At 65.9% G+C, this 26,375-nt stretch carries 23 protein-coding genes; 8 read left to right on the top strand and 15 right to left on the bottom strand.

Annotation, left to right across the window (positions count from 1 at the left end):
• The first annotated feature begins 1 nt into the window (after window position 1).
• Together WKW82_RS15195 and WKW82_RS15200 are read left to right on the top strand one after the other, a co-directional pair.
• The gene (locus WKW82_RS15195) at window positions 2–1,717 is read left to right on the top strand and encodes a type I secretion system permease/ATPase (protein WP_340343132.1); all 1,716 of its coding nucleotides are present in this window, start codon (window positions 2–4) and stop codon (window positions 1,715–1,717) included.
• Window positions 1,714–3,051: an HlyD family type I secretion periplasmic adaptor subunit gene (locus WKW82_RS15200; RefSeq protein WP_340343133.1), complete on the top strand. Its 1,338-nt coding sequence runs from the start codon at window positions 1,714–1,716 to the stop codon at window positions 3,049–3,051. The genes WKW82_RS15195 and WKW82_RS15200 overlap by 4 nt, the downstream gene beginning before the upstream one ends.
• Before the next feature lie 33 nt (window positions 3,052–3,084).
• On the opposite strand, the gene WKW82_RS15205 is transcribed toward WKW82_RS15200, so the two are convergent.
• The 5 genes from WKW82_RS15205 to WKW82_RS15225 form a co-directional block, all read right to left on the bottom strand.
• Window positions 3,085–3,774, bottom strand: coding sequence for a substrate-binding domain-containing protein (locus tag WKW82_RS15205; protein ID WP_340343134.1), 690 nt, complete (start codon window positions 3,772–3,774; stop codon window positions 3,085–3,087).
• Between the two features lie 49 nt (window positions 3,775–3,823).
• Window positions 3,824–4,801: a Bug family tripartite tricarboxylate transporter substrate binding protein gene (locus WKW82_RS15210; protein WP_340343135.1), complete on the bottom strand. Its 978-nt coding sequence runs from the start codon at window positions 4,799–4,801 to the stop codon at window positions 3,824–3,826.
• Window positions 4,794–5,213, bottom strand: a complete 420-nt coding sequence (locus WKW82_RS15215; protein WP_340343136.1) for a Cif family virulence factor — start codon at window positions 5,211–5,213, stop codon at window positions 4,794–4,796. The genes WKW82_RS15210 and WKW82_RS15215 overlap by 8 nt, the downstream gene beginning before the upstream one ends.
• Window positions 5,214–5,317: 104 nt before the next feature.
• Window positions 5,318–5,620 (bottom strand): helix-turn-helix transcriptional regulator, encoded by a 303-nt coding sequence (locus WKW82_RS15220; RefSeq protein WP_340343137.1) that lies wholly within the window; start codon window positions 5,618–5,620, stop codon window positions 5,318–5,320.
• Window positions 5,621–5,821: 201 nt separating this feature from the next.
• On the bottom strand, window positions 5,822–6,589 hold the full coding sequence (locus WKW82_RS15225; protein WP_340343217.1) for a GntR family transcriptional regulator: 768 nt from the start codon (window positions 6,587–6,589) through the stop codon (window positions 5,822–5,824).
• 228 nt (window positions 6,590–6,817) lie between these two features.
• On the opposite strand from WKW82_RS15225, the gene WKW82_RS15230 reads away from it, so the two are divergent.
• The gene (locus WKW82_RS15230; protein ID WP_340343138.1) at window positions 6,818–8,614 is read left to right on the top strand and encodes an ATP-binding protein; all 1,797 of its coding nucleotides are present in this window, start codon (window positions 6,818–6,820) and stop codon (window positions 8,612–8,614) included.
• A 230-nt stretch (window positions 8,615–8,844) separates the two neighbouring features.
• Window positions 8,845–9,534, top strand: coding sequence for an alpha/beta hydrolase family protein (locus WKW82_RS15235; RefSeq protein ID WP_340343139.1), 690 nt, complete (start codon window positions 8,845–8,847; stop codon window positions 9,532–9,534).
• Window positions 9,535–9,594: 60 nt separating this feature from the next.
• Here the strand turns inward: WKW82_RS15235 and WKW82_RS15240 are convergent, their stop codons facing one another.
• Complete coding sequence (locus tag WKW82_RS15240) at window positions 9,595–9,768, bottom strand: DUF3563 family protein (protein ID WP_340343140.1); 174 nt, start codon at window positions 9,766–9,768, stop codon at window positions 9,595–9,597.
• A 176-nt stretch (window positions 9,769–9,944) separates the two neighbouring features.
• Here WKW82_RS15240 and WKW82_RS15245 point away from each other — a divergent pair, with 176 nt between their 5' ends.
• On the top strand, window positions 9,945–12,254 hold the full coding sequence (locus WKW82_RS15245) for a helicase C-terminal domain-containing protein (RefSeq protein WP_340343141.1): 2,310 nt from the start codon (window positions 9,945–9,947) through the stop codon (window positions 12,252–12,254).
• On the opposite strand, the gene WKW82_RS15250 is transcribed toward WKW82_RS15245, so the two are convergent.
• The 4 genes from WKW82_RS15250 to ku form a co-directional block, all read right to left on the bottom strand.
• Entirely contained in the window at window positions 12,236–12,730 is a 495-nt protein-coding gene (locus tag WKW82_RS15250; RefSeq protein ID WP_340343142.1) for a hypothetical protein, read from the bottom strand. The genes WKW82_RS15245 and WKW82_RS15250 overlap by 19 nt on opposite strands.
• A gap of 25 nt (window positions 12,731–12,755) precedes the next feature.
• Window positions 12,756–13,550: a lipase family alpha/beta hydrolase gene (locus tag WKW82_RS15255; RefSeq protein ID WP_340343143.1), complete on the bottom strand. Its 795-nt coding sequence runs from the start codon at window positions 13,548–13,550 to the stop codon at window positions 12,756–12,758.
• Window positions 13,551–13,686: 136 nt separating this feature from the next.
• Complete coding sequence (locus tag WKW82_RS15260; RefSeq protein WP_340343144.1) at window positions 13,687–14,553, bottom strand: tetratricopeptide repeat protein; 867 nt, start codon at window positions 14,551–14,553, stop codon at window positions 13,687–13,689.
• Window positions 14,550–15,497 carry a non-homologous end joining protein Ku gene (ku, locus tag WKW82_RS15265; RefSeq protein ID WP_340343145.1) on the bottom strand — a complete coding sequence of 316 codons (948 nt, stop codon included), beginning with the start codon at window positions 15,495–15,497 and terminating at the stop codon, window positions 14,550–14,552. Before ku ends, WKW82_RS15260 begins: the two co-directional genes overlap by 4 nt.
• 754 nt (window positions 15,498–16,251) lie before the next feature.
• On the opposite strand from ku, the gene WKW82_RS15270 reads away from it, so the two are divergent.
• On the top strand, window positions 16,252–16,608 hold the full coding sequence (locus WKW82_RS15270; RefSeq protein WP_340343146.1) for a hypothetical protein: 357 nt from the start codon (window positions 16,252–16,254) through the stop codon (window positions 16,606–16,608).
• 101 nt (window positions 16,609–16,709) lie between these two features.
• Here the strand turns inward: WKW82_RS15270 and ligD are convergent, their stop codons facing one another.
• Window positions 16,710–19,196, bottom strand: coding sequence for a DNA ligase D (gene ligD, locus WKW82_RS15275; protein WP_340343147.1), 2,487 nt, complete (start codon window positions 19,194–19,196; stop codon window positions 16,710–16,712).
• Window positions 19,197–19,529: 333 nt separating this feature from the next.
• Between ligD and WKW82_RS15280 the strand changes: the two genes are divergently transcribed.
• Window positions 19,530–20,768 (top strand): MFS transporter, encoded by a 1,239-nt coding sequence (locus WKW82_RS15280; protein ID WP_422823495.1) that lies wholly within the window; start codon window positions 19,530–19,532, stop codon window positions 20,766–20,768.
• A 230-nt stretch (window positions 20,769–20,998) separates the two neighbouring features.
• Here the strand turns inward: WKW82_RS15280 and WKW82_RS15285 are convergent, their stop codons facing one another.
• Window positions 20,999–21,967, bottom strand: coding sequence for a pseudouridine-5'-phosphate glycosidase (locus tag WKW82_RS15285; RefSeq protein ID WP_340343149.1), 969 nt, complete (start codon window positions 21,965–21,967; stop codon window positions 20,999–21,001).
• Between the two features lie 86 nt (window positions 21,968–22,053).
• Between WKW82_RS15285 and WKW82_RS15290 the strand changes: the two genes are divergently transcribed.
• Complete coding sequence (locus tag WKW82_RS15290) at window positions 22,054–22,644, top strand: NADPH-dependent FMN reductase (RefSeq protein ID WP_340343150.1); 591 nt, start codon at window positions 22,054–22,056, stop codon at window positions 22,642–22,644.
• A gap of 121 nt (window positions 22,645–22,765) precedes the next feature.
• On the opposite strand, the gene WKW82_RS15295 is transcribed toward WKW82_RS15290, so the two are convergent.
• The 3 genes from WKW82_RS15295 to WKW82_RS15305 are packed head-to-tail and all read right to left on the bottom strand — an operon-like array spanning window position 22,766 to window position 26,372.
• The gene (locus WKW82_RS15295) at window positions 22,766–24,379 is read right to left on the bottom strand and encodes a caspase family protein (protein ID WP_340343151.1); all 1,614 of its coding nucleotides are present in this window, start codon (window positions 24,377–24,379) and stop codon (window positions 22,766–22,768) included.
• Window positions 24,380–24,437: 58 nt separating this feature from the next.
• Window positions 24,438–25,793, bottom strand: a complete 1,356-nt coding sequence (locus WKW82_RS15300; RefSeq protein WP_340343152.1) for a TRAFs-binding domain-containing protein — start codon at window positions 25,791–25,793, stop codon at window positions 24,438–24,440.
• Between the two features lie 3 nt (window positions 25,794–25,796).
• Complete coding sequence (locus tag WKW82_RS15305; protein ID WP_340343153.1) at window positions 25,797–26,372, bottom strand: hypothetical protein; 576 nt, start codon at window positions 26,370–26,372, stop codon at window positions 25,797–25,799.
• Window positions 26,373–26,375: the final 3 nt, after the last annotated feature.

Genomic DNA, 26,375 nt, shown 5'->3' on the forward strand with positions numbered 1-26,375 from the left:
TATGCGATTTGATCGAAGCCTCCAGGCCTTGAAAGGCCCGCTGCTCTGGGTAGCGGCCTTCTCCTTCTTCGTCAACCTGCTGCTGCTCGCGCCGGCGCTGTTCATGCTGCAGCTGTTCGACCGCGTGCTCACGAGCCAGAGCCACGACACGCTGCTGATGCTGCTGCTCGGCGTGGGCATCGCGCTGGTGTTGACGCTGGCGCTCGACTACCTGCGCAGCCGCCTGCAGGGCGTCGCGGGCAGCATGGTGTCGGATGCGCTGTCGCCGACCATCGCAAAGATCATGCTGGCGCGCGCTGCCGAACGGTCCTCGCGCATGCACCGCGAAGGCCTGCGCGACGTGGCCGCGCTGCGCAACCTGTTCTCGGCGCAGGGCCTGCTGGCGGTGTTCGATGCGCCATGGGTGATCGTCTACGTGGCGGTGATCTGGCTCGCGCACCCGCTGCTTGGCATGGCAGCGCTCGCGTCCGCGATCCTGATGCTCGTGATCGCCGTGCTGAACGACAGGATCACGCGGCGCGGCATCGAGGGCGTGCAGAAGCAGGCCGGCGAAGCCATGCGCTGGCTCGAGAACACCATGCAGAACGCCGAAGTGGTGCAGTCGCTCGGCATGGCCGATGCGCTGCTCGACCGCTGGCGCCGGCTCAACGGCGCCGTGGCCGAGCTGCAGGGCCCGACCGCGAAGCGCTCGGTCGCGATGGCTGCGACCACGCGCATGGTGCGGCAGGCGGTGCAGGTGCTCATGCAGGCGCTGGGGGCCTACCTGGTGATCACCGGCGAGGCCTCACCCGGCGTGATGGTCGCGACCACGATCCTGCTCGGCCGTGCACTCGCGCCAGTCGAACAGGTGGTCGGCAGCTGGCGCGTGCTGGCTGAAGGCCGCTTGGCGCTCGCGCACCTGCGCGAACTGCTCGACGGCGCGCCGCCGATGCCCGCGCGCATGCCGCTGCCGCCACCCAGCGGCCAGTTGACCGCCGACGGGGTGGTGTTCCGCACGCCGTCCGACGAGGTGGTCTTGGCCGGGGTGTCGCTGAGCCTGGCGCCCGGCGAGGCCTTGGCCATCGTGGGTGCGAGTGGCGCCGGCAAGTCGACCCTGGTGCGATTGCTCACGGGGGTCTGGCGCCCGAGCGCGGGCGTGGTCCGGCTCGATCACGTCGACCTGGCCCAGTGGCCGCGCGAGGAGATCGGCCCCTGGCTGGGCTATGTGCCGCAGAGCGTCGAGCTGTTGGCCGGGACGGTGGCCCAGAACATCGCCCGCCTCGGCGAGGTCGACGCCGACAAGGTGGTGCGCGCCGCGCAGCGTGCCGGCGTGCACGAGATGATCCTGGCGCTGCCGCAGGGCTACGAGACGATGATCGAGCCGTCCGGCGCGGTCCTGTCGCCGGGCCAGCGCCAGCGCATCGCGTTCGCGCGGGCGCTGTACGGCGACCCGAAGCTGGTCATCCTCGACGAGCCCAACTCGAACCTCGACGGCGCCGGCGAACTCGCGCTGGCCGACGCGCTGAAAGCGCTGCACGGCAGCGTTACCGTGGTGGTGGTCACCCACCGCTCGACGCTGATGCAGCACGTCGACAAGGCACTGGTGCTCGAGGCCGGTCGCGCCAGGCACTACGGCCCGCTGGCCGAGGTGATGCAGGCCCTGCGGCCCACGCCGCAGGCCACGGGGGCCCAGGTGGTAGCGATGCCGCGGCCCGCCACCTCGGGAGTCCGCGCATGAACACGCCGCTCGTCATGAATGCCGCCAACGATGCGCTGCTCGGCCACCGCACCGAGGCGGCACGTCTGGTGCGCTGGGGCGCGATCGTGCTGCTCGGCGGCCTGCTGCCGGTGGCGGCCTGGACCACGCTGGCGCCGCTGGCCTCGGCGGTGGTCGCACCGGCCTACGTGAAAGTCGACCTGAATCGCCGCCCGGTGCAGCATTCCGAAGGCGGCCTGGTGCGCGAGGTGTACGTGCGCGACGGCGAGCGCGTGCAGAAGGGCCAGCCGCTGCTGGTGCTTGGCGACGTCGCGGTCGCGGCCGACCTGAACCGGCTCAACTACCGCGTGATGGCCGAGCGCGCGAGCCTGTCGCGCCTCGACGCCGAACTCGCGTCCGCCATCGCCGTGCGCTTCTCGCCCGAGGTGACCGAGGCCGCGCGCACCGACCCGCGCCTGGCCGAGCTGCTGGACAAGGAGCTGGGCCTGTTCGCGACGCGGCGGCAGGCGCTGCAGGGCCAGGTGGCGTTGCTGCGCAGCCAGCGCGCCCGCGTCCAGCAGGAGATGGCGGCGCTGCGCGCGCAGATCGGGAAGGCCACCGAGTCGATCGGCTTCCAGCGCACCGAGCTCGAGACCAACCGCCGGCTGCTCAAGGACGGCTTCGTCTCGAGCACGCGCATCGCGCAGATCGAGGGCACCGTCGCCGACTATGGCGTGAAGCTCGAGGAGCGCCGCTCGGACCTGGCGCGCGCCGAGCAGCGCCTGATCGACACCGACCTGCGCATCGGCACGCTCGAAGGCGACTACCGCCAGCAGGCCAGCGACCAACTGAAGGTGACATCCGCACGCCTCAGCGAGATCGAGCAGGAACTGCGCAAGTCGAGCGATGCGTCCTCGCGGCAGGTCATCACGGCACCCGCGACCGGCGAGGTGATCGACCTCAAGTACTCGTCGCCGGGCGCCGTGGTGCCGCCGCGCGAAACGATCGCCGACATCGTGCCGGACGACACGCGACTGCTGACCGAGGCGCGCATCCGCACCGAAGACGTCAATCGCGTGCAGAAGGGCCAGGCGGCCGAAATTCGCTTCACCGCGTTCAAGTACCGCACCACCCAGCTCGTGCGGGGCAAGGTGGTGTACGTCTCGGCCGACCGGCTGGTGGACCGCGCGACCGGCATTCCCTACTACACCGCGCTGATCGAGGCCACGCCCGAGTCGCTGGCCGCGGCCGGCGACCTGAAGCTGCAGGCCGGGATGCCGGCCGAGATCTACATCACGGGCGACGAGCGCACACCGCTGCAGTACATGCTCGAACCGGTGACCCAGGTGCTCAGGCGCGGCGCGCGCGAGCGGTGAGGGCGGGTGCGTTCTCCGTGCGTCGATGGTCGATCAGGCGGGACGCATGCCGTGCCTTCGCTTGGCGTCTGCGCTTTCGTCCGAGGTCATGAAGTCGAGCCACGCGCGCACTGCGCCGGCTTGCGTGCCGCGGATGCCCGGAGCGGCAGAGAACGTCGTCGTGATCTGGCTCTCTGTCGGCAAGGGGCCGACGAGATCGATGCCCTCGACGCCGATGAGCTCGCTCATCTGCTGGAAGCCCAGCGCCGCATCGCCTCGCGCGACCAGCAAGCCGACCGGCACGCCGGTTGGCGCCTGCACCAGACGGCCCTGCAACTCGTCCTCGATACCCCAGCGCTTGAACATGGCAAGAAGCGCGGCGCCGCTGGGGCCTGTCGAATAGGCAACGCTGGATGCTTGGCGCACCGCCGTCCGCAACGCCTCTTCGGTGGAGATATCGGGTCGCGCAGCCCCCGCGCGCACGGCCACGCCTGCACTGGAGCGAACCAGGTCCACCTTGCCGGCCCCGTCGAGCTTGCCTGCCGCGACCAGTTTGTCGATGGCGTCCGATGCCAGCGCCACCAGGTCGAAGACCTCGCCTGCCGCCACCCGCCGCGCGGCTTCGACACCGCCGACGGCTTCGACCGCGACTGTGACGCCGCCGCGTTTCGAATAGTCAGCCGCGAGCTCTTCGAGCAAGCCCTTCGTGGCCATCGAGCAGATGCACCTGATCGCAGTCTTCATGTTGTCTCCTCGGTACTTTCGCAAAGCGCTCTTCGACGGTGACCTTGCTTCAATCCGGCTTGATGCCGGCTTCACGAATCAGCTTGCCATAGCGCGCGGCGTCGCTCTTGAGCAGCTTTTCGAACTGCGCGGTCGGCCCCGGCAGCGGCACGCCACCCGCTGCGGCCAATTGTTCCTTGACTTCAGTCGACTGGATTGCCTTCTGCACCGCGTCGTGCAGCGTGACCAGCACCGGCGCGGGCAAGCCCGCCGGCGCAACGAAGCCATACCAGACGCTGGCTTCGAAACCCGCGTAGCCTGATTCGGCCACGGTCGGCACACCCGGTAGCACTGCAGCACGATCGGGGCTCATCACGGCCAGCACGCGCAGCTTGCCGGATTTGGCCAGCGGCAGCACCTCCAGCGCATTGACCGCCACCACGTCGACATGGCCGCCGAGCACATCGGTGATCGCCTGCGCGCCGCCCTTGTACGGGACGTGGGTCAACTGGAGGCCCGCCGTGTGCTGGAACAGTTCCATGGCCAGGTGCGGCGTGGAGCCGTTGCCCGGCGTCGCGACGCGAACGCCACCCGGCTTGGCCTTGGCCGCCGCAACCAGTTGCGCCAGCGTCTTGATCGACGAGCCCTCGCCCACCGCAAACACCACCGGCACCCGTCCGACCAGCGCGATCGGCGTGAACTCGCGATCGAGGTCATACGGCGCCGGTTGGAACAGCGACGGATTCACCGCCAACGCGTTGGCCGCGAGCAGCAGCGTGTAGCCATCCGGCGCGCTGGTGGTCAGTGCCTTCACCGCGATATTGGTGCCGGCGCCCGGCTTGTTCTCGACGACCACCGGTTGGCCCAGCGTCGCGGCCATTCGCTGCCCGACCGAGCGCGCAACCGCATCGACCGCGCCGCCCGCGCTGTAGCCGACGAGGATCTTGATGGGCTTGCTGGGTAGGCGTCCGCTGCGCTCGTGACGGTGCACACGGGCAGTAGAGCGGCCAGCGCCAATGCGCAGCGCGCGAGGAATGAGTTCATGCAATGTCCCGGATCGAGTTGTTGGGCGGCGCCATGGGCATGGCGCCATCGTTCTGCCAGTGTCGATTCCGAGGCGGATGCGTGGGGTGAATTACGCTTGTCTTACCATCACACTTTTTTATCGAAGCAGCTTTGGCCGGGGTGACGCCCCTTGATGCCAACTGCACGCGACTTATGAGTGCCCGGCGTAGGTCTGCTCGCGGTTCGCGTCCATGTACATCAATGATCTCGGGACGGCCGCGCTTGCGGCTGGCGAACGCATTGACCCAGTCGGCGTCATCGCTGTAGACGCCGGTGAGGCGTTGCGCGTCCCGCGCGGTGAAGCCCTGCTGGAGCGATCCCAGCGTGCGGGCGATGGCTTGATGATCCTGCGCGAGCAAGTGCACGCGCGATGCGGGGTCGATCTGGAGGTTCATGAAAGCACCTTTGGATGGTAGATGCCTCGACTGCAGGCAGCCGGCTCCGAAGCCAGTTGCCCGTCCGTCCCAGTTCTTGACCCTCAGGCCAAGCCCAACCGGATTCAGGCCGCCGGGGGACGCAATTCCATCGAGATGCCGTACAGCGCCAGCATGCCAAGCACATGGCCGATCGCAACGCCCGGCTCGCCCGATTCGATCCGCGCGATGGTCTGGACATGCACGCCCAGGCGCGCGGCCGCTGCGGACTGACCCTCGCCGGCCGCAAGGCGCCCCTGCTTCGCAGCTGCGCCCATGTCCTTGATCGCGCGGAGCGCGTCCTCGTGGATGTCTACGGAAATTCGTTTGCCTTGAGCCATCGCTGCATTGTCCCAGCTACACAAGCTGCTGCTGAACAGGCCCTGCATGCGAGTGCGCCGACACGAGTGCGTGGGTTCTTCATCGTGCAAGGGATGCGGCTATATGACGTACACACCGCTCACCCAGACACATCAGCCATACCTCCCCGACATCGGCGCACTTGGCCCCTTCGAGCAGGACGAGGCGCAACCCGTTGACGGCGACACTTGCCCCGGGGAAGAAGGCGTCTACAGCATCGCCGCTCTCTGCTACTTCTTCAATCGGCGCAAAGGCTGGGCTGGCACATCGTGGTTGACCCACACCTTGGCATCGATGCCGCCGCTGCGGGACAGTTCCATCTCGCAGGCGTAACGGTCGGGTCGGTAGACGCCGTGCAGCCACTGCACCGGCCGCTCGGCGTCGTCACAGACGAGGCGCCGCACGGTGAGGAGCGCGGAGCCGACCGAGACCTTCAGGTGTTGTGCATGCACGTTGTCTGCCAGCCCCGCCGAGATGGCCTGGTGCGCGCGACCGACTTTCACGCCGGACTCCTCCAGCAGCATCAGCAGCGGCTTCCTCGCCAGCTCACGCCGGCCGAAGCGCCGCGCGATGTCGGCCGGCACGTAGCTCGTGATGTACGACAGCGGCCCTTCGCGTGTCGAGCGAACGCGCACGGCCTTCTGCACCGGATCACCCGGATCCAGCTTCAACGCGTCCGCCACCTGGCGCGATGCCGCGATGGTCGACACGTCGATCACCTTGACCGAGGTGCGCAGTCGGGCCTGCCCGGTGGCTGCACCCTCGCGCCCGCCGGAGCCGGCTGCAGCCACCGCCGGCAGCGCCCGCGTGCGCCGCCCCGGATTGCGCACGATCAGACCCTCGGCCGCAAGCTGCTCCAGCGCCCGCCGCACCGTGACGCGCGCCACGCCGAACTGCACCACCAGCGCAAGTTCGCCCGGCAGCCCCTCGGCAAAGCGTCCTTCGCCGAGTTGCTCCCGCAGCAGCAGGTAGACCTGGTGGTACTTGGGCAACGGCATACGCGGCATGGCCAGATGATTGGGTGCTTCGAATGTCCTGTCAATAGAACATTTAAGTAGAACGCATTGGCGAGAACGTCCGACAGCCGGCGCCTTTGTTCCCGTGTAATCTCCCGGATCGATGTGGCTTGGCCATGTCGATCGGACTGATAACAAAAGATTGCTCACAGCCACAGGGAGAGACACCGGGCGCAAGGTACCCACCACCGCGCTCTCCACCTGTTCCAGATGACGTTCAATCCCTCGATGACCGCCAATCTCTTCAACGTGCGCGACACGCGACCCCATCTCGTCAACGTCCGCGGCATCCAACTCCAGGCGGGCGACACGCGCGAGCTGTACCGGCAGAAAATCGCCCGCATCACGCTGGACTCCATGGTCCAGTTCGTCGGCCTGCTGGATGCGCAAGGCACCGTGCTGGACATCAACCAGGTCGCGCTCGACGGCGTCGGCATCAAGCTGTCGGATGTCGAGGCCAAGCCCTTCTGGACCACCTTCTGGTGGCAGGTGCGCGACGAAGGCGCCACGCTGCGTGCATCCATCGCGCGCGCCGCCCAAGGCGAGTTCGTCCGTTGGGATGCCGAGATCTGCGGCCGCGCCGGCGGCACCGAAACGATCATCATCGACGCCTCGCTCTCCCCCGTCATGGACTCAACCGGCAAGGTGGTGTTCATCACGGCCGAGGGCCGCGACATCACCGCGCAGAAGGCGCAGGAACGCGAGATCGCCCGCCACCGCGAGGAACTGGCACGCGAGGTGGCGCAACGGCACCGCACCGAGGCCGCGCTGCAATCGCTCAATGCAACGCTGGAGCAACGCGTGCACGACGAGGTCGAGGACCGCACCAAGGCCGAGGAGCAGTTGCGCCAGGTCCAGAAGATGGAGGCCGTCGGCCGGCTCACCGGCGGCATCGCGCATGACTTCAACAACATGCTCGCCGTCATCATGGGCAGCCTGAACCTGTTGCAGCGCAAGCTGGCCCACGGCGACGCCGACGTCGAACGCCTGGCCAATGCGGCCATCGAGGGCACACGCCACGCCGCCGCCCTCACCAACCGGCTGCAGGCGTTTTCGCGGCAGCAATCGCTGGCGCCCGAACGGATCGATCCCAACAACCTGGTCACCGGCATGAGCGACATGCTCGCGCGCACGCTCGGCGAACGGGTCCGCGTCGAAACGGTGCTTGGCGCCGAGGTCGGGCCGGTGATGGCCGACCGCGCGCAACTCGAGAACGCGCTGGTCAACCTTTGCATCAACGCCCGCGACGCCATGCCCGACGGCGGCACGCTCACGCTCGCGACAGCGAACGCCGTCATCGACGCCGCCGAGGCGAAGAACTACGCGATCGCCGCAGGCGAGTACGTTCTCATCACCACCAAGGACGCCGGCGTCGGCATGGTGCCCGAGGTCATGGCCCGGGCCTTCGACCCCTTCTTCACGACCAAGGACGTGGGCAAGGGCACCGGGCTTGGGCTCAGCCAGGTCTATGGATTTGTGCGTCAATCGGGCGGCCATGTGAAAGTCGAATCCGCGCCGGGCAGGGGCACGGTCGTGGAGATCTACCTGCCCCGCCACCACGGCGAGGCCATCGCTGCCTCCGCAGCGCCCGCCGCGCAGCGCACGCAGGTGCTTCGTGGCACCGCGGATGAGGTCGTGATGGTGGTGGAAGACGAGCCGCGCCTGCGCACCGTGTCGGTCGAGGCGCTGTGCGAACTCGGCTACAGCGTCATCGAGGCGGCCAGCGCGCACGATGCTCTTCGAATGCTGGGTGAGGGACGCACCGTCTCGCTGCTGTTCACCGACGTGGTCATGCCCGAGATGTCCGGCCGCGAACTGGCTGACCGCGCGCGCCAGCGGGTGCCGGGCCTGAAGGTGCTGTTGACCACCGGCTACACCCGGCGCGCAATGCCGCGCAACGGCGCGCTCGGCCCAGACACACGTTTGCTCACGAAGCCCTTCAGCGTGGACCAACTGGCATTGAGGGTGCGGCAGACTCTCGATTCCGGAACGCAGCGGACTGGATGAAGGTCGCGCGGCAATACGGGAACTCGCGAACGGACGGAAGTGCGTGCCTGAAATAGACCCACCCCCGAATGCGCCAGCGGCGCTTCGTGCGGCTGCCAGAGGCGGCTGCTCTTGCGGGCCCGTCGTGGAAACCTGAAATGCGCCTTCTGGCCCGACACACAGTGCGATGCGAGGGAACGTCCCGCCCGCAGTAGAGTGCTGTGCCCCATCGAACATGCCGCCGAACCGCCATGACATCGACCTTCAATGCGCTACCTGTCACCATCCCGCTCGAAGACGGGTCCACCGTCTCCGGGCTCGTGCTGGCGCCGCCGGATCCAATCGCCTGCTACGTGCTCGCCCACGGCGCGGGCGCAGGCATGACGCACAGCTTCATGGCCGCCGCCGCCGAGGGCATGGCACGGCGAGGCATTGCGACGCTGCGCTATCAGTTCCCCTACATGGAGGCCGGCGGCAAGCGGACGGACACGCCGGCCAAGGCACATGCGACGGTAAGCGCCGCCGTGGCGGAAGCGTCAAGGCGATTCGGCGCGCTGCCGCTGGTGGCAGGCGGCAAGTCTTTCGGCGGCCGCATGACTTCGCAGGCGCAGGCGCTGGGCTTGCTGCCTTGCGCGGTGGGCCTGGTATTCCTGGGATTCCCGCTGCATCCCGCGGGCGAACCATCCATCACCCGCGCGAAGCATCTTTCCGATGTGCGAGTGCCGATGCTGTTCATCCAGGGCACGGCCGACAAGCTTGCGGACCTGGAGAAGATTCGCTCGGTCGTTGGCGGCTTGGGAGAAAACGCGGTGATCGTCGAGATCGAGCACGCGGATCATTCTTTCCACGTCCTCAAGCGCACCGGTCGCGATGACGACGAGGTGCTGGCGCAGGTGCTCGACAGCGCGGCCACCTGGGTCCGGCATCTGGCCGCGACCTGATACGGAGCAGTCGCAGGCCCTGCCTGCCGGCGCTCCGCTGCCGAAGGGATCTGACGAAACTTAGATCGAGTGACGCAGGTGGAAGGGCTCTTGCGTGTCGCGTTGGTCGAGTGCACGCATGCGGCGCTCGAGGTCATAGATGTCGACGGAACCGGCCAGGTAGGCGTCTTCGATTTCTTCCTTGGACTGGAAGCTGCGTTGCAGGGCGGAGATGGCACGATGGAGGATCGACATGGGGTAGTCCTGGTAAGTGAGTTGGTTGATCTGTGGTATGGGCTGAATTTTAAGGGTTAACCCTAGAGTCTGTCTTCAGCCATGTATACAACCAACCGCGGCAAAGGGGCTTATGGAGATACTTCACGGTTACACGAAACCTTGCCCCGAAACTCACCTGCCCCCTTCGCCGCTCCATGCCCTCCGCAGCCACCGCACCCGCACTGAAGCAGCCGCTGGCCGCCGCCCACCACGCGGTGTCGGTCAAGGCCCTTTGCGCATTCGGCGCCAAGGCGGGCGACCTGGACTTTCGCTTCGTGCCGGCGCCCAGCGCGCAGGAAGGCATGGCCGGCCACAGCCTGGTCCAATCGCGGCGCGGCGCGACTTATGAGCGCGAGGTTTCTCTCTCTGCCATTTGTGCGGGCCTGCTGGTACGTGGGCGCGCCGACGGCTGCGACATCGAGCACCGACGCGTCGAAGAGATCAAGACCTTTCGCGGCCGGTTCGACGCGATCCGCGAAAACCACCGCGCGCTGCACTGGGCACAGGCCAAGTGCTATGGCTGGATGCTCTGCGAGCGTGATTCACTCGAAGAGATCACCGTGGCGCTGGTCTATCTCGACCTGGCCAACGGCGAGGAAACGTTGCTGGAAGAGCGCTGGCCTCGCGATGCATTGCGCGCGCATTTCGAGCAGCTCTGCGTGACCTTCACGGCCTGGGCCGAACGGCAAGACGATCGCCACCTCGCACTGCGGCAGGAACTGGAAGCGCTGTCCTTCCCGCACGCGACATTCCGGCCGGGCCAACGCGAACTGGCGCAGGGCGTCTACCGCGCCGCTGCCGCCGGGCGCTGCCTCATCGCGCAGGCGCCCACCGGCATCGGCAAGACGGTCGCGACCACCTGGCCCTTGCTCAGGGGCTGGGCCGCGCACAAGACGCACAAGGTCTTCTTCCTCACCGCCAAGACGCCGGGCCGCGCGGTGGCGCTCGAAGCACTCGGCCTGGCGGGCCGCGACAGCGCGTCGCTGCGCGTGCTGGAACTGACGGCCCGCGAAAAGGCTTGCGAACACCCCGGCAAGTCCTGCGACGGCGAATCCTGTCCGCTGGCGCGCGGCTTCTACGACCGCTTGCCCGATGCCCGCCGCGAAGCCATGGCCACGCGCGAACTCGGCCGCTCGCAGTTGCGAAGCATCGCCCAGGCCCATGCCGTCTGTCCCTACTTCCTCGCGCAGGAGATGGCGCGCTGGAGCGACGTCATCGTGGCGGACTACAACTACTACTTCGACAGCAGCGCCTTCCTCTTCGCACTGACGAGGGATGAGGAATGGCGTGTCGCCGTGCTGGTTGACGAGGCGCACAACCTGCTGGAGCGCGCCCGTGCCATGTACACGGCGGCACTGGCCGCGCAGCCTTTCGACGAGGCCCTGCGCATCGCGCCCGCCGGCATCAAGCCGCGGCTGGTCGCCGTGCGCCGGGAGTGGCGTTTGCTGCAGTCGCAGCAAGCCAGCGGTTACGCCGCGCTCGATGCCATTCCTGACGGACTGCTGCAACCGCTGCAGGAGGCCGTCTCGGCCATCGCCGAACACTTCGCCGTCACGCCCAAGGACGCGCACGGGCCGCTGCAGCGCTTCTTCTTCGACATGCTGTACTTCCTGCGCATGGCCGACGCGTTCGGCGCGCATTCGGTGTTCGAAGTCACGTCGACCGACGATGGGGGCGAGGACGCGCTGACCATCCGCAACCTGGTGCCCGCGCCTTTCCTCAAGCCGCGCTTCGCGGCATCGATGTCGACCGTCTGTTTTTCCGGCACCCTCGCGCCCTTCCCCTTCTACCGCGACATGCTCGGCCTGCCGGACGACACGCTGGAGCTCGATGTGGCCTCGCCCTTCCAGACACACCAGTTGAGCGTGCAGGTCACGCCGCGCATCTCCACGCGCTTCCAGCACCGCGCCGGCTCGCTCGACGCCCTGACGGACCTGATCGGCTCGCAGTTCTCACGCCGACCGGGCAACTACCTCGCATTCTTCAGCAGCTTCGACTACCTCGAAGCGGCACATACGACCTTCGCGCAGCGCTGGCCCGGCATCCCGACCTGGTCGCAATCGCGGCGCATGGCGGAGGCCGATCGGGAAGCCTTTGTTGCGCGCTTCCAGGTGGGCGGCCAAGGCGTCGGCTTCGCGGTGCTCGGGGGTGCTTTCGGCGAAGGTGTGGACCTGCCCGGCGACCGGCTGATCGGCGCGTTCATCGCGAGCCTCGGCCTGCCGCAGCACAACGCCATGAACGAGGTCATGCGCGAGCGCATGGAAACGCTCTTCAGCGGAGACGGCTACAACTACACCTACCTCTACCCGGGCCTGCGCAAGGTGGTGCAGGCGGCCGGCCGCGTGATACGCACTGAAAGCGATTCCGGTGTGGTCTACCTGATGGACGACCGCTTCGACCGGCCCGAAGTCCGACGCCTGCTGCCCTCGTGGTGGCAGGTCGGGCGCTACAGCCTCGCCACGTAGAACGCGGCAGCCCCGGCGGCCAGTGCCAGCGACAGAAGCCAACGCGTGCGGATCACCGGCTTGCGCTTCGGTACATGGCTTTCCAGGCGCGCCGGCAGCGACTGCACCTCTTCGATGCTGGTATATGGCTCGAAGCGCTCATCCTGCTCGATGGCGTCGATCAGGGCCGCCAGCACGGCGGGGCTCTGGTCGTCGTGCTCATAGGCTGACGGCGTCTGGCCGAGCGCCTGCTGCACATGGGCCAGGTAGATCCTCCCCTTGGCCGTAAAGCCGATGAACTCACCGCTCATCGCCAGGATCCCGTGGTCCAGCAGCGCATCGAGGCCCCTGCGCACCGCAGGCCGCTCGCTGACCGGCACGCTCGCCTGGAGGCCGGTGCGCAGCGTCTTGCCCATATGGGCGGCCACCAGCCGCGTACGAACCATCATCACCAGCACGGCAGCCACTGCCTCCCGGTCCGAAAGCTGTTGCGACATGGCGGTTGGCGCGGCGCCCCTCAGGTCATTGCGCCCGGGCCGGGTCCGGGTACACCCAGGCGCCGAGGCGCGAGCGGTCGAACGGCCGCCACTCGCCCTGCGGCTGGGCCAGCCGATCGGCCAGCGCATACAGCACGGCCGGATGCGCACCCAAGCCCAGGTGGCTTGCCAGCACCTCGATGTTCTCCGCCGCCGCGCCCGGCTGCTCCACGCTGCAGCGCCACGACACCACACCATCCGTGCGACTGAAGATCGAGGTGGTGGGCACCGGCGGCGTCGGGCTCACCAGATGACGCCGGGTTTCATCGTCCGCCGGTTGCCCGCTGACTTGCTCGTAGAGATGCCACGCCCTGGTGGCGCGCGGGCTTCCGATGAAGGGCGTGCCCAGGGTCACGACGCTGCGCACCATGTCCGGCTGCAGCGAAGCCATCATGCGGGCGAACACGCCTCCCAGGCTCCAGCCAACCAGGCTCACCTTGCCGCTGGACGCGTGCAGTGACTTGAGCTTGCGCATCAACCGTGCCTCGACACCCGCGCGCGGGCCCAGGTTCTGGCCCAGGCCCCAGCCGTGCGCGTCATAGCCGCGGCTGTGCAGGAAGCGCCGCATCAGTTCCGTGGAACGATCACCTGCGCCCAGCCCGGGCAGCACCAGCACCGCATGCCCGTCGCCACGCGGCGTCAGTTGCAGCACCGGCCACAGCGCGACTGCGCTACCCGCTTCACAGATGGCGCGGGCCTCGGCCAGCATGAGCCAGCGCGAAGGCGGTTCGAAACCCGAAGACTCGAACCGCGGGGAGTTGAACTGAAGAACGTTTTCCATTTCAGGGGCCCTGATGTCGGTAAGAGCCTCAGCGTGCGCCTTCTGCGTCGTCCGCGAAGTCGGACGGGGGCGTGAATGCACGCGGGATTTCTTGCAACTGCGGGTCGGGCTGACTCAAAGTTCGCCGACCTGGGGCTCATGCCTTGGCCGTCAATCGCCGATACGCGCTGAAATGCCGGATCGCCAGTTGCTGTTGGCCTTCGCGCGCGTAAAGCAACGCTGCATTCTGGTGCGCGTCCGCAATGTCTGGCTGCAGGCGCAGGCATTGCTCATAGCTTTCGAGCGCCTCTGCCACACGGTCCAGGCCCTCGAGGGCGACGCCGCGGTTGTAGTGCACCAGCGGATCATCCGGGCAGTGCAGGACGGCATCGTCCAGCAGCAGCACGGCTTCCCCGCAGCGCCCGGCCTCGCACATCATGAAGCCGAGGTTGAGATACGCGTGCGCATGCGCCGGATCGAGCGCCAGCACCTGCCGGTAGGCTGCCTCGGCGGCGGCAGCATCGGTTTCCTCGAGGTCTTCCGCCTGCGCGAAGATCGCATCCACATCGACCGACGCACCGCCATCCTTGATTGGCACCGGCTTCGACAGTCGACTCACAGACCCGAAACCGGAAGCGCCGGCGCCCGGTGACACGCTGAAGTCCATCACCAATTGACCGGTGTCCGGCTCCCACTGCGAGCCGCCCGCCCGCACGGCAATGCGGTCTCCCACGGCCGTGATGCGCAGCCCGCTCATCGGTGCCTCCAAGGGCAGCGAACCCTTCAGCCGGCGCAGCGAACGCAGGATCTGCCGCGTGGGAATCCCCGCTGCACGCAGTTCATGGGCCGAGCGCAACAACACCAGGTCCTGGAAGGAGAAGCGCCAACCGCCGCCAGGCTCGCGCGCCGGGTCCACGAAGCCGAGCTCGATCAGCTTTGCCACCGCATGCCGGCTCAGGCCGGACGCCTGCCGGATGCCGCGCAGCGAATCGGTCGTGGGTGCAGGTGGCGCGGCGGCGCTCACTTCCGCGCGCGAGCGCGCACCGGCGCCGCGACTTCTTCCACTGTCTTGGCCGTCTTGGGGGCGCGCTTGGCGCCTCTCGGGCGTGCCATCGGGGAGACGACTTCTTCCTCATCGGCAGCCGCGGGACTTGCCGGACGCTTCGACGGCTGCACGGCCCTGCTGACGCCACGCGAAAGGCTGGCGCGCAGCATCTCGGTGAGGTCGATCACCTCGGCGCCGCCGCGCGCGTCTTCGGGATGTTCGACCGCCACCACCTGCTTGCCTTCGATCTTGGCGTCGATCGCGGCCAGGATGCGCTTCTTCTCCTCGTCCTCGAACATCGTCGGCTCGTAGGTGTCGGCGGAGATCTGGTCGATCAGCTGCAACGCGAGCTTGAGTTCGGACGCCGAAGGCGTCACCTGCTCGATGTCCAGGTCCTTCAACGAACGGACTTCGTCCGCGTACAGCAGTTGCTGCAGCACCAGTCCCTCGTCCTGCGCACGCACCTGCACCACATATTGCTTCGACTTCCAGACCCAGCGCGCCAGGGCGCAGCGGCCGCTTTCGAGCATGGCGGCCTTCAGGAGGTTATAGGGCTTGCCCCCTCGCTTGTCGGGCGCGAGGAAGTAGGCCCTGTCGTAATAGACCGGGTCGACCGCCTTCTCCGGGATGAAGGAGACGATGTCGATCAGGTGGCTGCCGCCCTCCTCCAGCGACTTCAGCTCGGCGGGCTCGAACAGCACGTAGCGGTCCTTCTCGAACTCATAGCCCTTCACCATCTCCGAGCGAGGCACGACGACCGACGGGTCCTTCTCCGAGACGTACTGCTGCTTCACCCGCGCGCCGTCCTTGGTCAGAAGGTTGAAGTGAACCGTGCCGGCACTTTCGGTCGCCGAGTACAGGCGCACCGGAATCGACACGAGGCCAAAGCCGAGCGACAGGGATGCAAGGGAGCGTGCAGCCATTGACTTCTCCATGTACGAGGCAACGTTTCACAGCTTGCCACTTTCTGCCGATTTGACAAGCCAACCGGTGCCTCCGCGCAACAGCAATGAATTGGGCCTTTGAAGTCAGACCGGACTGCAGCCCGGCGGGGTTCCGGCGGCCCGCCACCCGGCAACCGAGAACTCTCTCTCTTTATTGATTTATATCAATAGACATCTAAGAAACCATCTCAAGATACGTTTTGGTACATCATTCAAGATGCCGAAAGCGAGCAACGTCAAAAAATAAAGCGATTTCGCGACCAGCCTTCCATCAATTAAAAAAGGAAATATCAGCCAAGAAGAGAGATCACATCTCCGCCGAAGTTCGTATCCAAGGCCCGGCGAGTTGACAGCCGAATCGTGTACGAGAACTACAACCTTTCCCCTCTGAAGAGCCCGCCTTCGGTCCGCTGCCACGGCCTCGATTTCGACCAACTACAACTGCACAAAAGGCGAAATAGGACAACGCGCCGACATTTTGTAGGAACAATCCTACACAAAATATTTACCCTGATTGACAGCGTTTTGACAAATTATGTAGGTTCACTCCTACAAATTCTTGGGTTTAAAACACCCCCGAATGGGTGATATTTTTTTAACCTTCAAAAAAACACCGATCAATCCAAAGATGTAATCCCTTCGTGCGACACCAAGCAATTGAATTTTCAAATACCGTGATTTTTTCCTATTTGATCGCTGGATTATTCCCGCGAAAAAGGGCAGCATTGGATGCATGAAGACGCCACTTTTCCTCCTATTCAGCCTGCTCCTGACGGGTGCCGTGGTGTTGCTCGTGGGCTGGCAGGCGCTGTTCGGGATCACGATCCTGTCGTTCTGCACTTTGCTCTATTCCAGCGAGCCGCCACCGCCGGAGCCGGCGTCCGCTGAAGTCGTGAACTACTTCGACGCGGATGCATTCAGGTCCCTGCCCTCGGTCGAGGCGAATGGCATCGAAGAAGCGATCGACGACGCGGGCTGGTACTACCCGCTGGCCGACAAGGTGCTCGCCCTGTCGGCAGCCAACGAAACCAGCTTTGGCGATCTCGAGCCCGACCCCGCTCAGGTTGCGCTCAACGCGGCGGTTGCGTAGCAGGGAGCCTTGCTCATGTCCTTTCGCAGACCACGCAATCCCGGCATGGGCGGTCGTCGGCACAGGCCACTCGCGACGAGCCCCAGGTGCCAAGTCGCTCCTCAGGGCTTGAAGTCCAACAACTTCATCGCCTTCGCCAGCCCCTGCGGCGCGTAGTCTTTCCACGGATCGTTGCCCTGGTCGAGCCGTTCATGCACGTTCGCGATGGTCCATTGGGAACCGCTGCGAACGTTATCGAGTTCGTCCCAGCTCAAGGGAATCGACACACCCAACCCCGGCCTCGCACGCGCTGACCAAGCCGACGCCGTGGTCGCGCCAAAGCCGTTGCGCAAGTAGTCCGGAAAGATCTTCCCGACCCGGTTCTTCGGCCCGCTCTTGGCGACGAACAGTTGCGGAATCGTCTGCGCCAGGTGTTGCACGATGGCCTGGGAAAAGGACTTGACCCTCTCCCAGTCGTACTGCTTCTTCAGCGGCACGACCACGTGCAGCCCCTTGCCGCCGCTGGTTTTCACGAAAGAGGCCAGCCCCAGTTCATTCAACAGCACGCGCACCAGGTGCGCCGCCTTCTGCATCGACTTCCAGGGGACACCCTCACCGGGGTCGAGGTCGAAGGTCATGCGATCGGGCTTGGCGATGGACGACTTGACCGCGTTCCAGGTATGGAACTCCACCACGTTCATCTGCGCCGCCGACAGCACGGCTTGCGCGCTGGGCACTTCCAGGTAGGAGGGATGCGCCGGATCCAGCGCCGGGTCCAGCGACTTCACGCCCGGCATGCGGCCTTCGAGGTGCTTCTGGAAGAACAACTCGCCCTGCACGCCCGCCGGCGCGCGCACCAGCGACACCGGGCGGGCCTTCAGGTGCACCAGGAGCAGCGGCGCCACCAGTCCATAGAAGCGCACCAGGTCCAGCTTGGTCAAGCCGGTCGAGGCGTCGATGACACGCTCCGGATGGGTGACCTTGGGCAGGGTCTGGGTCGCCGGTCGTGCAGCCATGGATGAGACCTCCTTCGGTCGTTCGCGAACGATCGCCTTCGCCGGCTTGTCGGCACGCAGTCCGTGGAACACCGCATGGCGGATTCGCCCGGTCCGCGTCCAATCGCCGAAACTCACTTCCGCCAACAGGCTGGGCTCCACCCAGTGCGCCGTGCGGTCCAGTTCGGTCGGTCCGCTGAGCGGGGACTTGCGCGCGGCCAGGGCATCGAGGCGCTTCTTCAGGTCGGCCAGCGCCTTTTCGTCGAAACCGGTGCCGACGTTGCCGGCGTAGTTGAGCTTGCCCTCATCGTCATGCACGGCCAGCAGCAGCGAGCCGAAACCGTTTCGCGTGCCTTGGGGATCGGTGTAGCCGGCGATGACGAACTCCTGCTGTCGCTTGCACTTGAGCTTGATCCAGGTGTCCGAGCGGCGCATGACGTAAGGTGCGTCGCGCCGCTTGCCGATCAGGCCTTCGAGGCCCATGCGGCATGCAGAATCCAGGAGGTCCTGCGGCCGCGCATCGAAGCTCTCACTGAAGCGCAGGCCCTTGGGCGGACGTTCCAACAACGCATGCATGATTGCGCGCCGCGTCTCCAGCGGCTCCTTGCGCAAGTCGCGGCCATTGAGGAAGGGAGCGTCAAAAAGGTAATAGGCAATGCCCGCCGTGCGGCTGCTGTCGAACGCGTTCTGCAGCGCCTGGAAGTCCGGCACACCCTTGTCGTCGAGCACGACGATCTCACCGTCGAGCCAGCCTGAATCGAGCTTCAACGCCTGGATCGAAGTGACCAGGTGCGCGAGCTTGTGCGTCCAGTCATGGCCATTGCGGGTGAACAATTGGACCGACTTGCCATCGACCCGGGCCAGCATGCGATAGCCGTCGAGCTTCAGCTCGTACGACCACTCCGCCTCGGCGGCCGGAATGCTGTCGACCAGCGCGGCCAACTGGGGTTGCAACTTCAGGGGCAGCGCAGCCGGTTCGCCGGGAACGTCGGACGATGCAGCGGTCGATGATTTCCCGCGTCGCTTGCGCGCGGGCGCCGGAGTTTTGTTTGATGGGGCGCGCGCTCGAAGCGGCACCACGCTGTCAGGCATCTCGTCGACCAGGCTGAACTCGGTTGCCGGCCGGACGTAGGCGTCCTTTTCCTTGATCAGCAGCCACGGCACCTGTTTCTCGCCACGACCCTTGATGCGGATCAAGGCCCAGCGCCCGTGCATCTTGTGCCCGTGCAGTTCAAACTTGAGCATGCCCTCGCGGTAGCCCTTTTGCGCATCCTCCAGCGGCGTCCAGGTGCCTTCGTCCCAGATCATCACCTTGCCCGCGCCGTACTGGCCTTCGGGGATGACGCCTTCGAACTGGTTGTAGGCCATCGGGTGGTCTTCCACCTGCACCGCCATGCGCTTGTCGTGCGGGTCGTAGCTCGGCCCCTTGGGGACGGCCCAGCTCTTCATCGTGCCGTCCAGTTCGAGCCGAAAGTCGTAGTGCAATCGGCTGGCCCAATGCTTCTGGATCACAAACGCCAGCGAACCGGCACGTGTCGTTCCACCTTCCGCGGGTTCGGAGGTGATGGCGAAGTTGCGCTTGGCGCGGTAGAGCTTCAGCGAATCGTCGGACATGTTGTCTTCAGGGTCGAATGATCACCAATTGATTGCAAATTCCAACTGTTTACATTTTCATTCGTTGCTCACCGTGTCAGCCAAAGCATCACATTGACGCAGGACATCAACGCAAACCCTAGCTGTCCCCTACGCGACAATCCAGAAAAATAGCGCACCCTTAGCATGCCTCCACAAAAAATACGCGCATTGACGCGTGGGAGGCAAATCCATGAGTTCCAACGCAAGTGCCGTTTCCGGCACTCTGGCTGCGCACGCCGCCGACACCGGTCGAGTCAATGCGCTTACAAGAAGATAGGCTGGCGACTTCTGCCCATCCTGTTGCTCTCCTACATGATCGCGTTCCTTGACCGGGTCAACGTCGGTTATGCGCAGCTGGGCATGAAGAAGACCCTGCCCTGGGACAACGAGGTCTATGCGCTGGGCGCCGGCATGTTCTTCGTCGGCTACCTGATATTCGAAGTCCCGAGCAATCTCCTGCTGGCAAAGATCGGCGCGCGGAAAACCATGCTTCGCATCATGCTTCTTTGGGGAGCATGCGCCGCGGGGATGATGTTCGTCGAGACGCCGATGCAGTTCTACGTCGTCCGCTTCATCCTCGGCGCATGCGAGGCAGGCTTCTTCCCTGGCGTCATCCTCTACTTCACCTACTGGTACCCGTCGGTGCGGCGCGGGCAGGTGATCGCGATCTTCATGTCGGCGACAGCCATCATCAGCGTGCTGGCAGGCCCCATTTCCGGCGCGACCCTCAAGTACATGGACGGGCTGAACGGCTGGCACGGCTGGCAATGGCTGTTCCTGACCCAAGGCATACCCGCTGTGATACTCGGCGCCCTGGTCTATCTCTGCCTGGACGACAAGCCGGACCAGGCCAAATGGTTGACCGATGCTGAAAAGAACCTGGTGCGCTACAACCTTGAAATGGACGTTGGCAACAACGGCGCCCATGGCGGCCATTCGTTCGGACAAGTGCTGCGGGACCCGAAGGTCTACGTGTTTGCAGCGTCGTACTTCATCTTGCTGGGGTGCGCCTACACCATCATTTTCTACATGCCCACGCTGATCCAGAGCTGGGGCGTCAAGGACGTGCTGCACGTCGGCCTGCTGGCCGCCATCCCGAACGTGTTCGGCGTCATCGGGATGATCCTGATCGGCCGCAACTCGGATCGGACGGGCGAGCGGCGCTTCCACTATTTCACATGTGTCGCGCTGGCCGCCATTGGCATGGGCATCACAACCCTCACCATCGGCAACCTCACGGGATCCCTGCTGGCGCTGTGCATTGCAACGATCGGCATGACGGGGGCCACGCCGCTCTTCTGGACCGCCGCCACCGAGTACCTGCCCAAGGCGTCGGCCGCGGGAGGCATAGCCTTCGTGAGCAGCCTTGGTGCCATCGGCCCATCCGTCTTCCCTTCCATCAACGCTGCGATCACCAAGTCCACAGGCAGCCCCACCGCCGGCATCTACGCCGTGATGGTGGCCTACTTCTTCTGTGGCACCTTGCTGGTGCTGGTGGTTGGCAAGCGCAAGGCGGGCTTCGTACCAGGACCCAAGGTTGCCGTCCACTGAAGAAGGGGTGAATATTCCTGTTGCGGACGCCGATCTCGGGTCTGCGGTCCTCACCGCACGGGAGTGCGGTTCCGGTCCTCAACCCGACCTCGGCGCCCTCGCTACGGAATCTTCACCCCTTCTTCCGATCGCCATCTTTGAAATGTCCCGCGTCGGGCTTCGCCCTCGCGGGACTTGTTCATGGCGCCGGGCCAGCGCGACCTTCCGCCGATAGCAAGGTCGCGTTGCCGCTACCGGCCCGCAGGCAGATCACTCCGGCCGAGTGCCTCGGACCGACAACCGGCCAACGCCAAGGCCAACCGCGCACCGACTTCGGCGTTGTGCTTCACCAGCGCAATGTTGGTCGCCAGGCTTCGGCCTCCCGTCAGCGCCTTGATGCGGGCGAGCAGGAACGGTGTGACGGCCTTGCCCGTGACGCCTTGCGCGGCGCACTCGGCAAGCGCCTGTGCGGTGATGGCATCGATCTCCTCGCGCGGCATTTCCGCCGCCTCCGGCACGGGCGTGCTCAACACCACGCCGCCCGCCAAGCCCAGGTCCCACTTGGTGCGGATGAAGCGCGCTTGCGCCGCGGCATCGTCCAACCGATAGTCCGCGCGGAAGCCGCTGTCGCGCGTGTAGAAGGCGGCGAAGTTGTCCTGTTCGCAACTGAGCACCGGCACGCCGTGCGTCTCCAGGTATTCAAGCGTGAGCCCGATGTCGAGGATGGACTTGGCGCCCGCGCAAACCACCGTCACCGAGGTCCGCGCCAGTTCCTGCAGGTCGGCCGAGATGTCGAAGGTTTCTGGCGCACCCCGATGCACGCCGCCGAGGCCGCCGGTCACGAAGACCTCGATGCCAGCCAGCGCCGCGCAGATCATCGTGCCGGCCACGGTGGTCGCGCCCAGGCCACCGCTGGCGAGCACGGCGGGCAGGTCACGCCGGCTCACCTTGGCGGCCTGGCCGGAGCGCCCGAGCAACTCCAGTTCTTCATCCGAAAGGCCGATCCGGATCTTGCCGCCGATCACCGCGACGGTGGCCGGCTCGGCGCCGAGTTCACGAATCAACGCCTCGACTTCGCGCGCCGTGCGGACGTTCTCCGGATAGGGCATGCCGTGCGCAATGATGGTGGACTCCAACGCCACGACCGGGCGGCCCGCGGCCCGCGCTGCAGCCACGCGTGCGCTGAATGCAAGCCACGAGGCGGCGAGGTCGGCGGCCATGTCTTGTCGATGCTTTCGTTGGTGGAGTGGACGACGTTACTGTAGCCTCGGCCCCGTCGCTTTCCTCCGAAAGCGCTGGAGCGGACATGACTGACAAGGTGCTGGTGTTCTACGGCTCGTACCGGTCCGACCGGATGGGCGTGCGCCTCGCGGATTACCTCGTCGCGAGGCTGCGAGCGCGCGGCGCGGACGCGGAACTGATGGACGCCAAGGCTATCGACCTGCCGATGCTCGACCGCATGTACAAGGAATATCCCAAGGGCAGCGCACCGCCCAGGATGGAGGCGTTGGCGCAGCGCATCCGCGGCGCGGATGCCTTCGTCTTCGTGACCGGCGAGTACAACTGGGGACCGCAACCCGGCCTGAAGAACCTGACGGATCACTTCCTGGAGGAATGGTTCTGGCGGCCGGCCGCCATCGCGAGCTATTCCGCCGGCCGTTTCTCCGGCGTTCGCTCAGGCACGGTCTGGCACTCGATCCTCTCGGAGATGGGCATGGTGGTCATCTCGAGCACCCTCGCGGTCGGCCCGATATCGCAGACGCTGGATGGGAGCGGAAACCCGACCGGCAGCGGCGGCGAGGCACTGGAACGATCCTTCGGCCGCTTCGCCGACGACCTGGCGTGGTGGACAGAGGCTGCGCGGGCGCAGCGTGAGCGGAAGGCGCCGCCCTATTGATACGAGCTTGCAATCGATCGCAGAACAAGGCGGAGCGCTGCAGCCAGTGCAGTAGCACGGCAAGGCGATCCAACGCAGCCATGCGGTTGATTGCGAAGTCGCATGAGTTGACGCTGCCAGCCTACTTGATGCTCACGACCTCCGCCTGGGCCCGTGCGTCCGGCGATGAGGCGCTGACCCACATGAGCTTCTCGCCTTCGCGAAAGAACAGCCAGCAACCGTCTTCGGCCTTGGTTGCATCGGTCGGTCGGCCTGACAGCGTCGCATTGAACTTCGCGCAGAAACTGCCGTCACTCTTCAGTTCCCAGCGGCCCACGACGCTGATGCTCGTTTGGTTGGTCCCCACGCTGTAGAAGTAGACGCGGCCACCGTTGCGCAGATCCAGGCTATAGAAGGTCTTGGCGCCGACATCCCGGAGTGTGAGCTTCTTGTCGGCAAGCAGTTGCTGAAGCTCATCCTGACCAAGGAAGCCGCGTGCTTGCGGGAGCGGCGCGGCACTGGCCGGCGCGGACGGCGCGCTCGGCTTGGCTGCCGCCACAGTGGTGGGTGGCGACGGGGGTGTGGCAGGGCGCGTGGCTTCTGATGCGGCTGCGGTCGGGGGAGTAGCTGCAGGCAGGGTCGCAGGCAATGGCGGACGAGCCGGCGTGAGCGGCGCCACGGTCGCCTGCGCCTGCGCCTGCGCCTGCGCCTGCGCCGGTGCAGGCGTCGCAGGGGCGGGTGCCGGTGGCGGTGCAATGGTCGCGGCGGCAGCTGCCGACAGCGGCGCTTCCTGCTGCACTGCCTGCTGTGGCGGCGCCGAGGCCGCGTCGCGCTGCGTACGTGCCAGGAAGGTCTCGATGTCCTTGTCTTTCGCTGCCTGCTCTCGGGGTGCAGCGGCAGGCAATGCAGCAGGCGCCGGTGCAGGCGCAACCTCCGGACGCTGGACCGCAGCGGGTCGGGACGCGGCCTGCGCAGCCGCCGCCCGGCCCGCCGATGGATTGAAGCTGAAGTCCGATGTCAGCGACGTGTTGACCCACGGCAATTGCCGCCCCGCGGTGTCGCGCAGCACTTTCACCCGCACGTTCTTGAACATCTGCTCGACCTCGATGCCCGGCACCATGATCTCCTGTGCCAAGCTCCGGGTATAGATGCTGTTGCTGCCGTCAGGCCCGTCTTCCGCCGGCGCGCCAGGTGCGGACGCAAAGGCGATCAGCGTGCCGCGTGCGCCCATTTCAGCCAGCCCGCCGGCCGAGTTGATGTTGCGCGTCTTCTTCGTGAACGGGTTGTCCCGGCATGCGTCCAGGATCACGATGCGCGGATGCGAACCCACCTTGTCGATGCGGCTCAAGAACAGTTCGTCGATGTCGACCGACTCGTCCTTCACCTCCTCCTGGTCGCGCAGGTTGATGTCGACCGGCAGGAGGTAGTTGCGCCCGTCGATCTGCATGCCGTGGCCGGCGTAGTACAGCACCGCGGTGGCATCGTCCTTCTGCACCTGGCGCGCAAACTCGCGCAGCACCCGCCTGAACTGCAGCACGCCGATATTGAGTTGCTCATTGACCTCGAAGCCCAGCTTGCGCAAGTTGCCTGCGATGAGCCTCGCATCGTTCTCGGGATTGCTGAGCCGCGCCCTCGAATATTCGGAATTGCCGATCACCAGGGCGATGCGCCGGTCGGTCGGCCGGTCCTGCGCCAGCGCGGGGATGGCCTGCAAGACAAACAGGAGCCAGCAGGCAACCAGGCGGAGGATGGACATGCCGCCGAATATCCACCCGCACCGCAGCGATTGCAACCATCCCGCATTTGCGAGGTCGTCAGGCCGGCCTGAGCCTTTCGATCACAGCGGCCATGCGCGCCATCGTCACATCGTCGCCCGCGTTCATCAAACTGAGTTCGAGGGAGCCGATGATGCTCTTGATCTGCCAGTCGGCCGGGTCGCCACTTTCGACTTCATCGGCCAGGGCTTCGGCCTTGTCCGCATCTCCGGAGTCAAACGCTGCCACCAGCAAGGTGGCGCGCAACCAGGGGTCCGTCGAGCCGCGCTGACGCGCCCGCTCGCATGCCGCGATGACCAATTGCAGGACCGACTGCGCCAGCTTTTCGTCGCCAGCGCGTCTGCGGATGCGATACAGGCTCGGCAGGTTGCTGGAGCAGTAGTACTCGTTCAAGTCCAACTGCATTCCCCGCTCGTAGTTGTCGATGGAACGAGCCAGGAACCTCTTCTTGTCCTCCGGCGCCGTGGCGTCCTTGAACAAACGCTTGTAGCGCCCGCCCAGCAAGCCCAGGCGCTCCTGCGTCGGCCCGGAAGTGGCGACCAGTGCCTCGACGGCGGCAATCGCTTCGACATGCCGCCCGGCATAGGACAGGGCCAGCGCGCGCTGCTCGGTCACCTCGGGAACCGAGCGCAGTTCATCGCTCAAGCCGTCGATGAACTTGAGCACCACATTCCAGTCCTCGGCAGTGTCGGCACAGTCCCGCAGCATCAACATCAGCGCGATGGCCACGGCACCGATCATCGGCCCTTTCGCATAGGCATCCACCAGCGCTTGCGCACGCGCCATGCGTTCCTTCTTCGGGAACGCCCGCACTGCCCGCACTTCGGCCTGGAACGCCGAGAGCATCGCCATCTGGTCCTTCATGCCGGCCGCCGTGGCCTCGTTGACCTGGGACGGATAGCCCGGAATCGCCGCATGCATGGGCGACTCGCCGGCAACGAGCCCGGCGATCGCATCCTTGATCCGGGCCTGGATCGCGGCCGCTGTTTCTGGAAGGATCTTCCCTTCCGGCAGCGGATATCGCACCGCGCGCATCTGGGCCAGGTCGAACAATTGGCTCGACCAGTCCGCAGCCAGCAGCACACAACCCTTGCGACGCGCGGCATGGCGGATGCCGATCTCGTAGTAGACGTTGCCGTTGGCAATCGTCATGTCCGCGAGCACCAGGTCCGCGAAGTAGAGGCGTTCCAGCATCTGCGTGATGATCATCGCGCCCGTGTCCTGGTCGGCCCGGACCGGCTGGTAGCCCAGGGCCTCGATCACGTGCACATAGGCGTTGTCCCACAGCGCATTGAAGTCGATCTCCACCGGCCCCTTGCCCGGTTCGGCCAGCGTCGCCTTCGTGCCATACGGCATCACCATGAAGCACAGGGGCCTCAACACCGCACCGTTCATGCTTTAACTCCAAAGTTGCGTGGTGTCGAGCCGGTGCGAGTGGCCATGCTGGCGTTCGACCTCGTCCTTGAGGTGCTGCGTACCGCCGGGGCCATCGCCGCCCTTCCCGTCCCACAGACAGATGAACTGGACCTTCTCGGCGCCAAAGCGGCTTGCGGCTTCGAGCATCCAGAGATTGTTCTGCTCGTACGGGTCTTCGCCTTCCTTCAGCGCACCGCGCTCCTCCGGCAGGATGTGGAGCTCGGAGGCCGACTTTGCCGCCTCGAAGCGCGAAAGCCAGTCGCCGCCTGCGAATGTGACCGACACAGGGAGAAAGGTCGATACGTCGAACGGCAGGTACATCTCCAACGCGACGCCGCGCGCGAGCGCCGCCTCGGCAAACAGGAGGTCGCCACCGCAGGCGCCGCCGCAGATGGCCAGGTCCGAAGGGCCTGCGGCGAGTCGGTCCAGCACCGCCTCGATGGCTTCGCGTGCGATGGGCTCCTTGTCAGCGGGGAAGCGCGGCGACCTGCGATCGGGGGCATCGATCATGTGGCCGCTGAAGAGGAGGACTTGGTTGGGGATGGCGCGGCGGCTCATGGG

The sequence above is a fragment of the Variovorax rhizosphaerae genome, from assembly GCF_037889975.1.
In the GTDB taxonomy this organism is placed as follows: Bacteria; Pseudomonadota; Gammaproteobacteria; order Burkholderiales; family Burkholderiaceae_C; genus Variovorax; species Variovorax rhizosphaerae.

What these genes read in the sequence shown, in the direction of transcription:
- WKW82_RS15195 (WP_340343132.1), top strand. Translation starts at nt 2, where the DNA reads ATGCGATTTGATCGAAGCCTCCAGGCCTTGAAAGGCCCGCTGCTCTGG.
- WKW82_RS15200 (WP_340343133.1), top strand. Translation starts at nt 1,714, where the DNA reads ATGAACACGCCGCTCGTCATGAATGCCGCCAACGATGCGCTGCTCGGC.
- WKW82_RS15205 (WP_340343134.1), bottom strand. Translation starts at nt 3,774, where the DNA reads ATGAAGACTGCGATCAGGTGCATCTGCTCGATGGCCACGAAGGGCTTG.
- WKW82_RS15215 (WP_340343136.1), bottom strand. Translation starts at nt 5,213, where the DNA reads ATGAACCTCCAGATCGACCCCGCATCGCGCGTGCACTTGCTCGCGCAG.
- WKW82_RS15220 (WP_340343137.1), bottom strand. Translation starts at nt 5,620, where the DNA reads ATGCAGGGCCTGTTCAGCAGCAGCTTGTGTAGCTGGGACAATGCAGCG.
- WKW82_RS15225 (WP_340343217.1), bottom strand. Translation starts at nt 6,589, where the DNA reads ATGCCGTTGCCCAAGTACCACCAGGTCTACCTGCTGCTGCGGGAGCAA.
- WKW82_RS15230 (WP_340343138.1), top strand. Translation starts at nt 6,818, where the DNA reads ATGACGTTCAATCCCTCGATGACCGCCAATCTCTTCAACGTGCGCGAC.
- WKW82_RS15235 (WP_340343139.1), top strand. Translation starts at nt 8,845, where the DNA reads ATGACATCGACCTTCAATGCGCTACCTGTCACCATCCCGCTCGAAGAC.
- WKW82_RS15240 (WP_340343140.1), bottom strand. Translation starts at nt 9,768, where the DNA reads ATGTCGATCCTCCATCGTGCCATCTCCGCCCTGCAACGCAGCTTCCAG.
- WKW82_RS15245 (WP_340343141.1), top strand. Translation starts at nt 9,945, where the DNA reads ATGCCCTCCGCAGCCACCGCACCCGCACTGAAGCAGCCGCTGGCCGCC.
- WKW82_RS15250 (WP_340343142.1), bottom strand. Translation starts at nt 12,730, where the DNA reads ATGTCGCAACAGCTTTCGGACCGGGAGGCAGTGGCTGCCGTGCTGGTG.
- WKW82_RS15255 (WP_340343143.1), bottom strand. Translation starts at nt 13,550, where the DNA reads ATGGAAAACGTTCTTCAGTTCAACTCCCCGCGGTTCGAGTCTTCGGGT.
- ku (WP_340343145.1), bottom strand. Translation starts at nt 15,497, where the DNA reads ATGGCTGCACGCTCCCTTGCATCCCTGTCGCTCGGCTTTGGCCTCGTG.
- WKW82_RS15270 (WP_340343146.1), top strand. Translation starts at nt 16,252, where the DNA reads ATGAAGACGCCACTTTTCCTCCTATTCAGCCTGCTCCTGACGGGTGCC.
- ligD (WP_340343147.1), bottom strand. Translation starts at nt 19,196, where the DNA reads ATGTCCGACGATTCGCTGAAGCTCTACCGCGCCAAGCGCAACTTCGCC.
- WKW82_RS15280 (WP_422823495.1), top strand. Translation starts at nt 19,530, where the DNA reads ATGATCGCGTTCCTTGACCGGGTCAACGTCGGTTATGCGCAGCTGGGC.
- WKW82_RS15285 (WP_340343149.1), bottom strand. Translation starts at nt 21,967, where the DNA reads ATGGCCGCCGACCTCGCCGCCTCGTGGCTTGCATTCAGCGCACGCGTG.
- WKW82_RS15290 (WP_340343150.1), top strand. Translation starts at nt 22,054, where the DNA reads ATGACTGACAAGGTGCTGGTGTTCTACGGCTCGTACCGGTCCGACCGG.
- WKW82_RS15295 (WP_340343151.1), bottom strand. Translation starts at nt 24,379, where the DNA reads ATGTCCATCCTCCGCCTGGTTGCCTGCTGGCTCCTGTTTGTCTTGCAG.
- WKW82_RS15300 (WP_340343152.1), bottom strand. Translation starts at nt 25,793, where the DNA reads ATGAACGGTGCGGTGTTGAGGCCCCTGTGCTTCATGGTGATGCCGTAT.
- WKW82_RS15305 (WP_340343153.1), bottom strand. Translation starts at nt 26,372, where the DNA reads ATGAGCCGCCGCGCCATCCCCAACCAAGTCCTCCTCTTCAGCGGCCAC.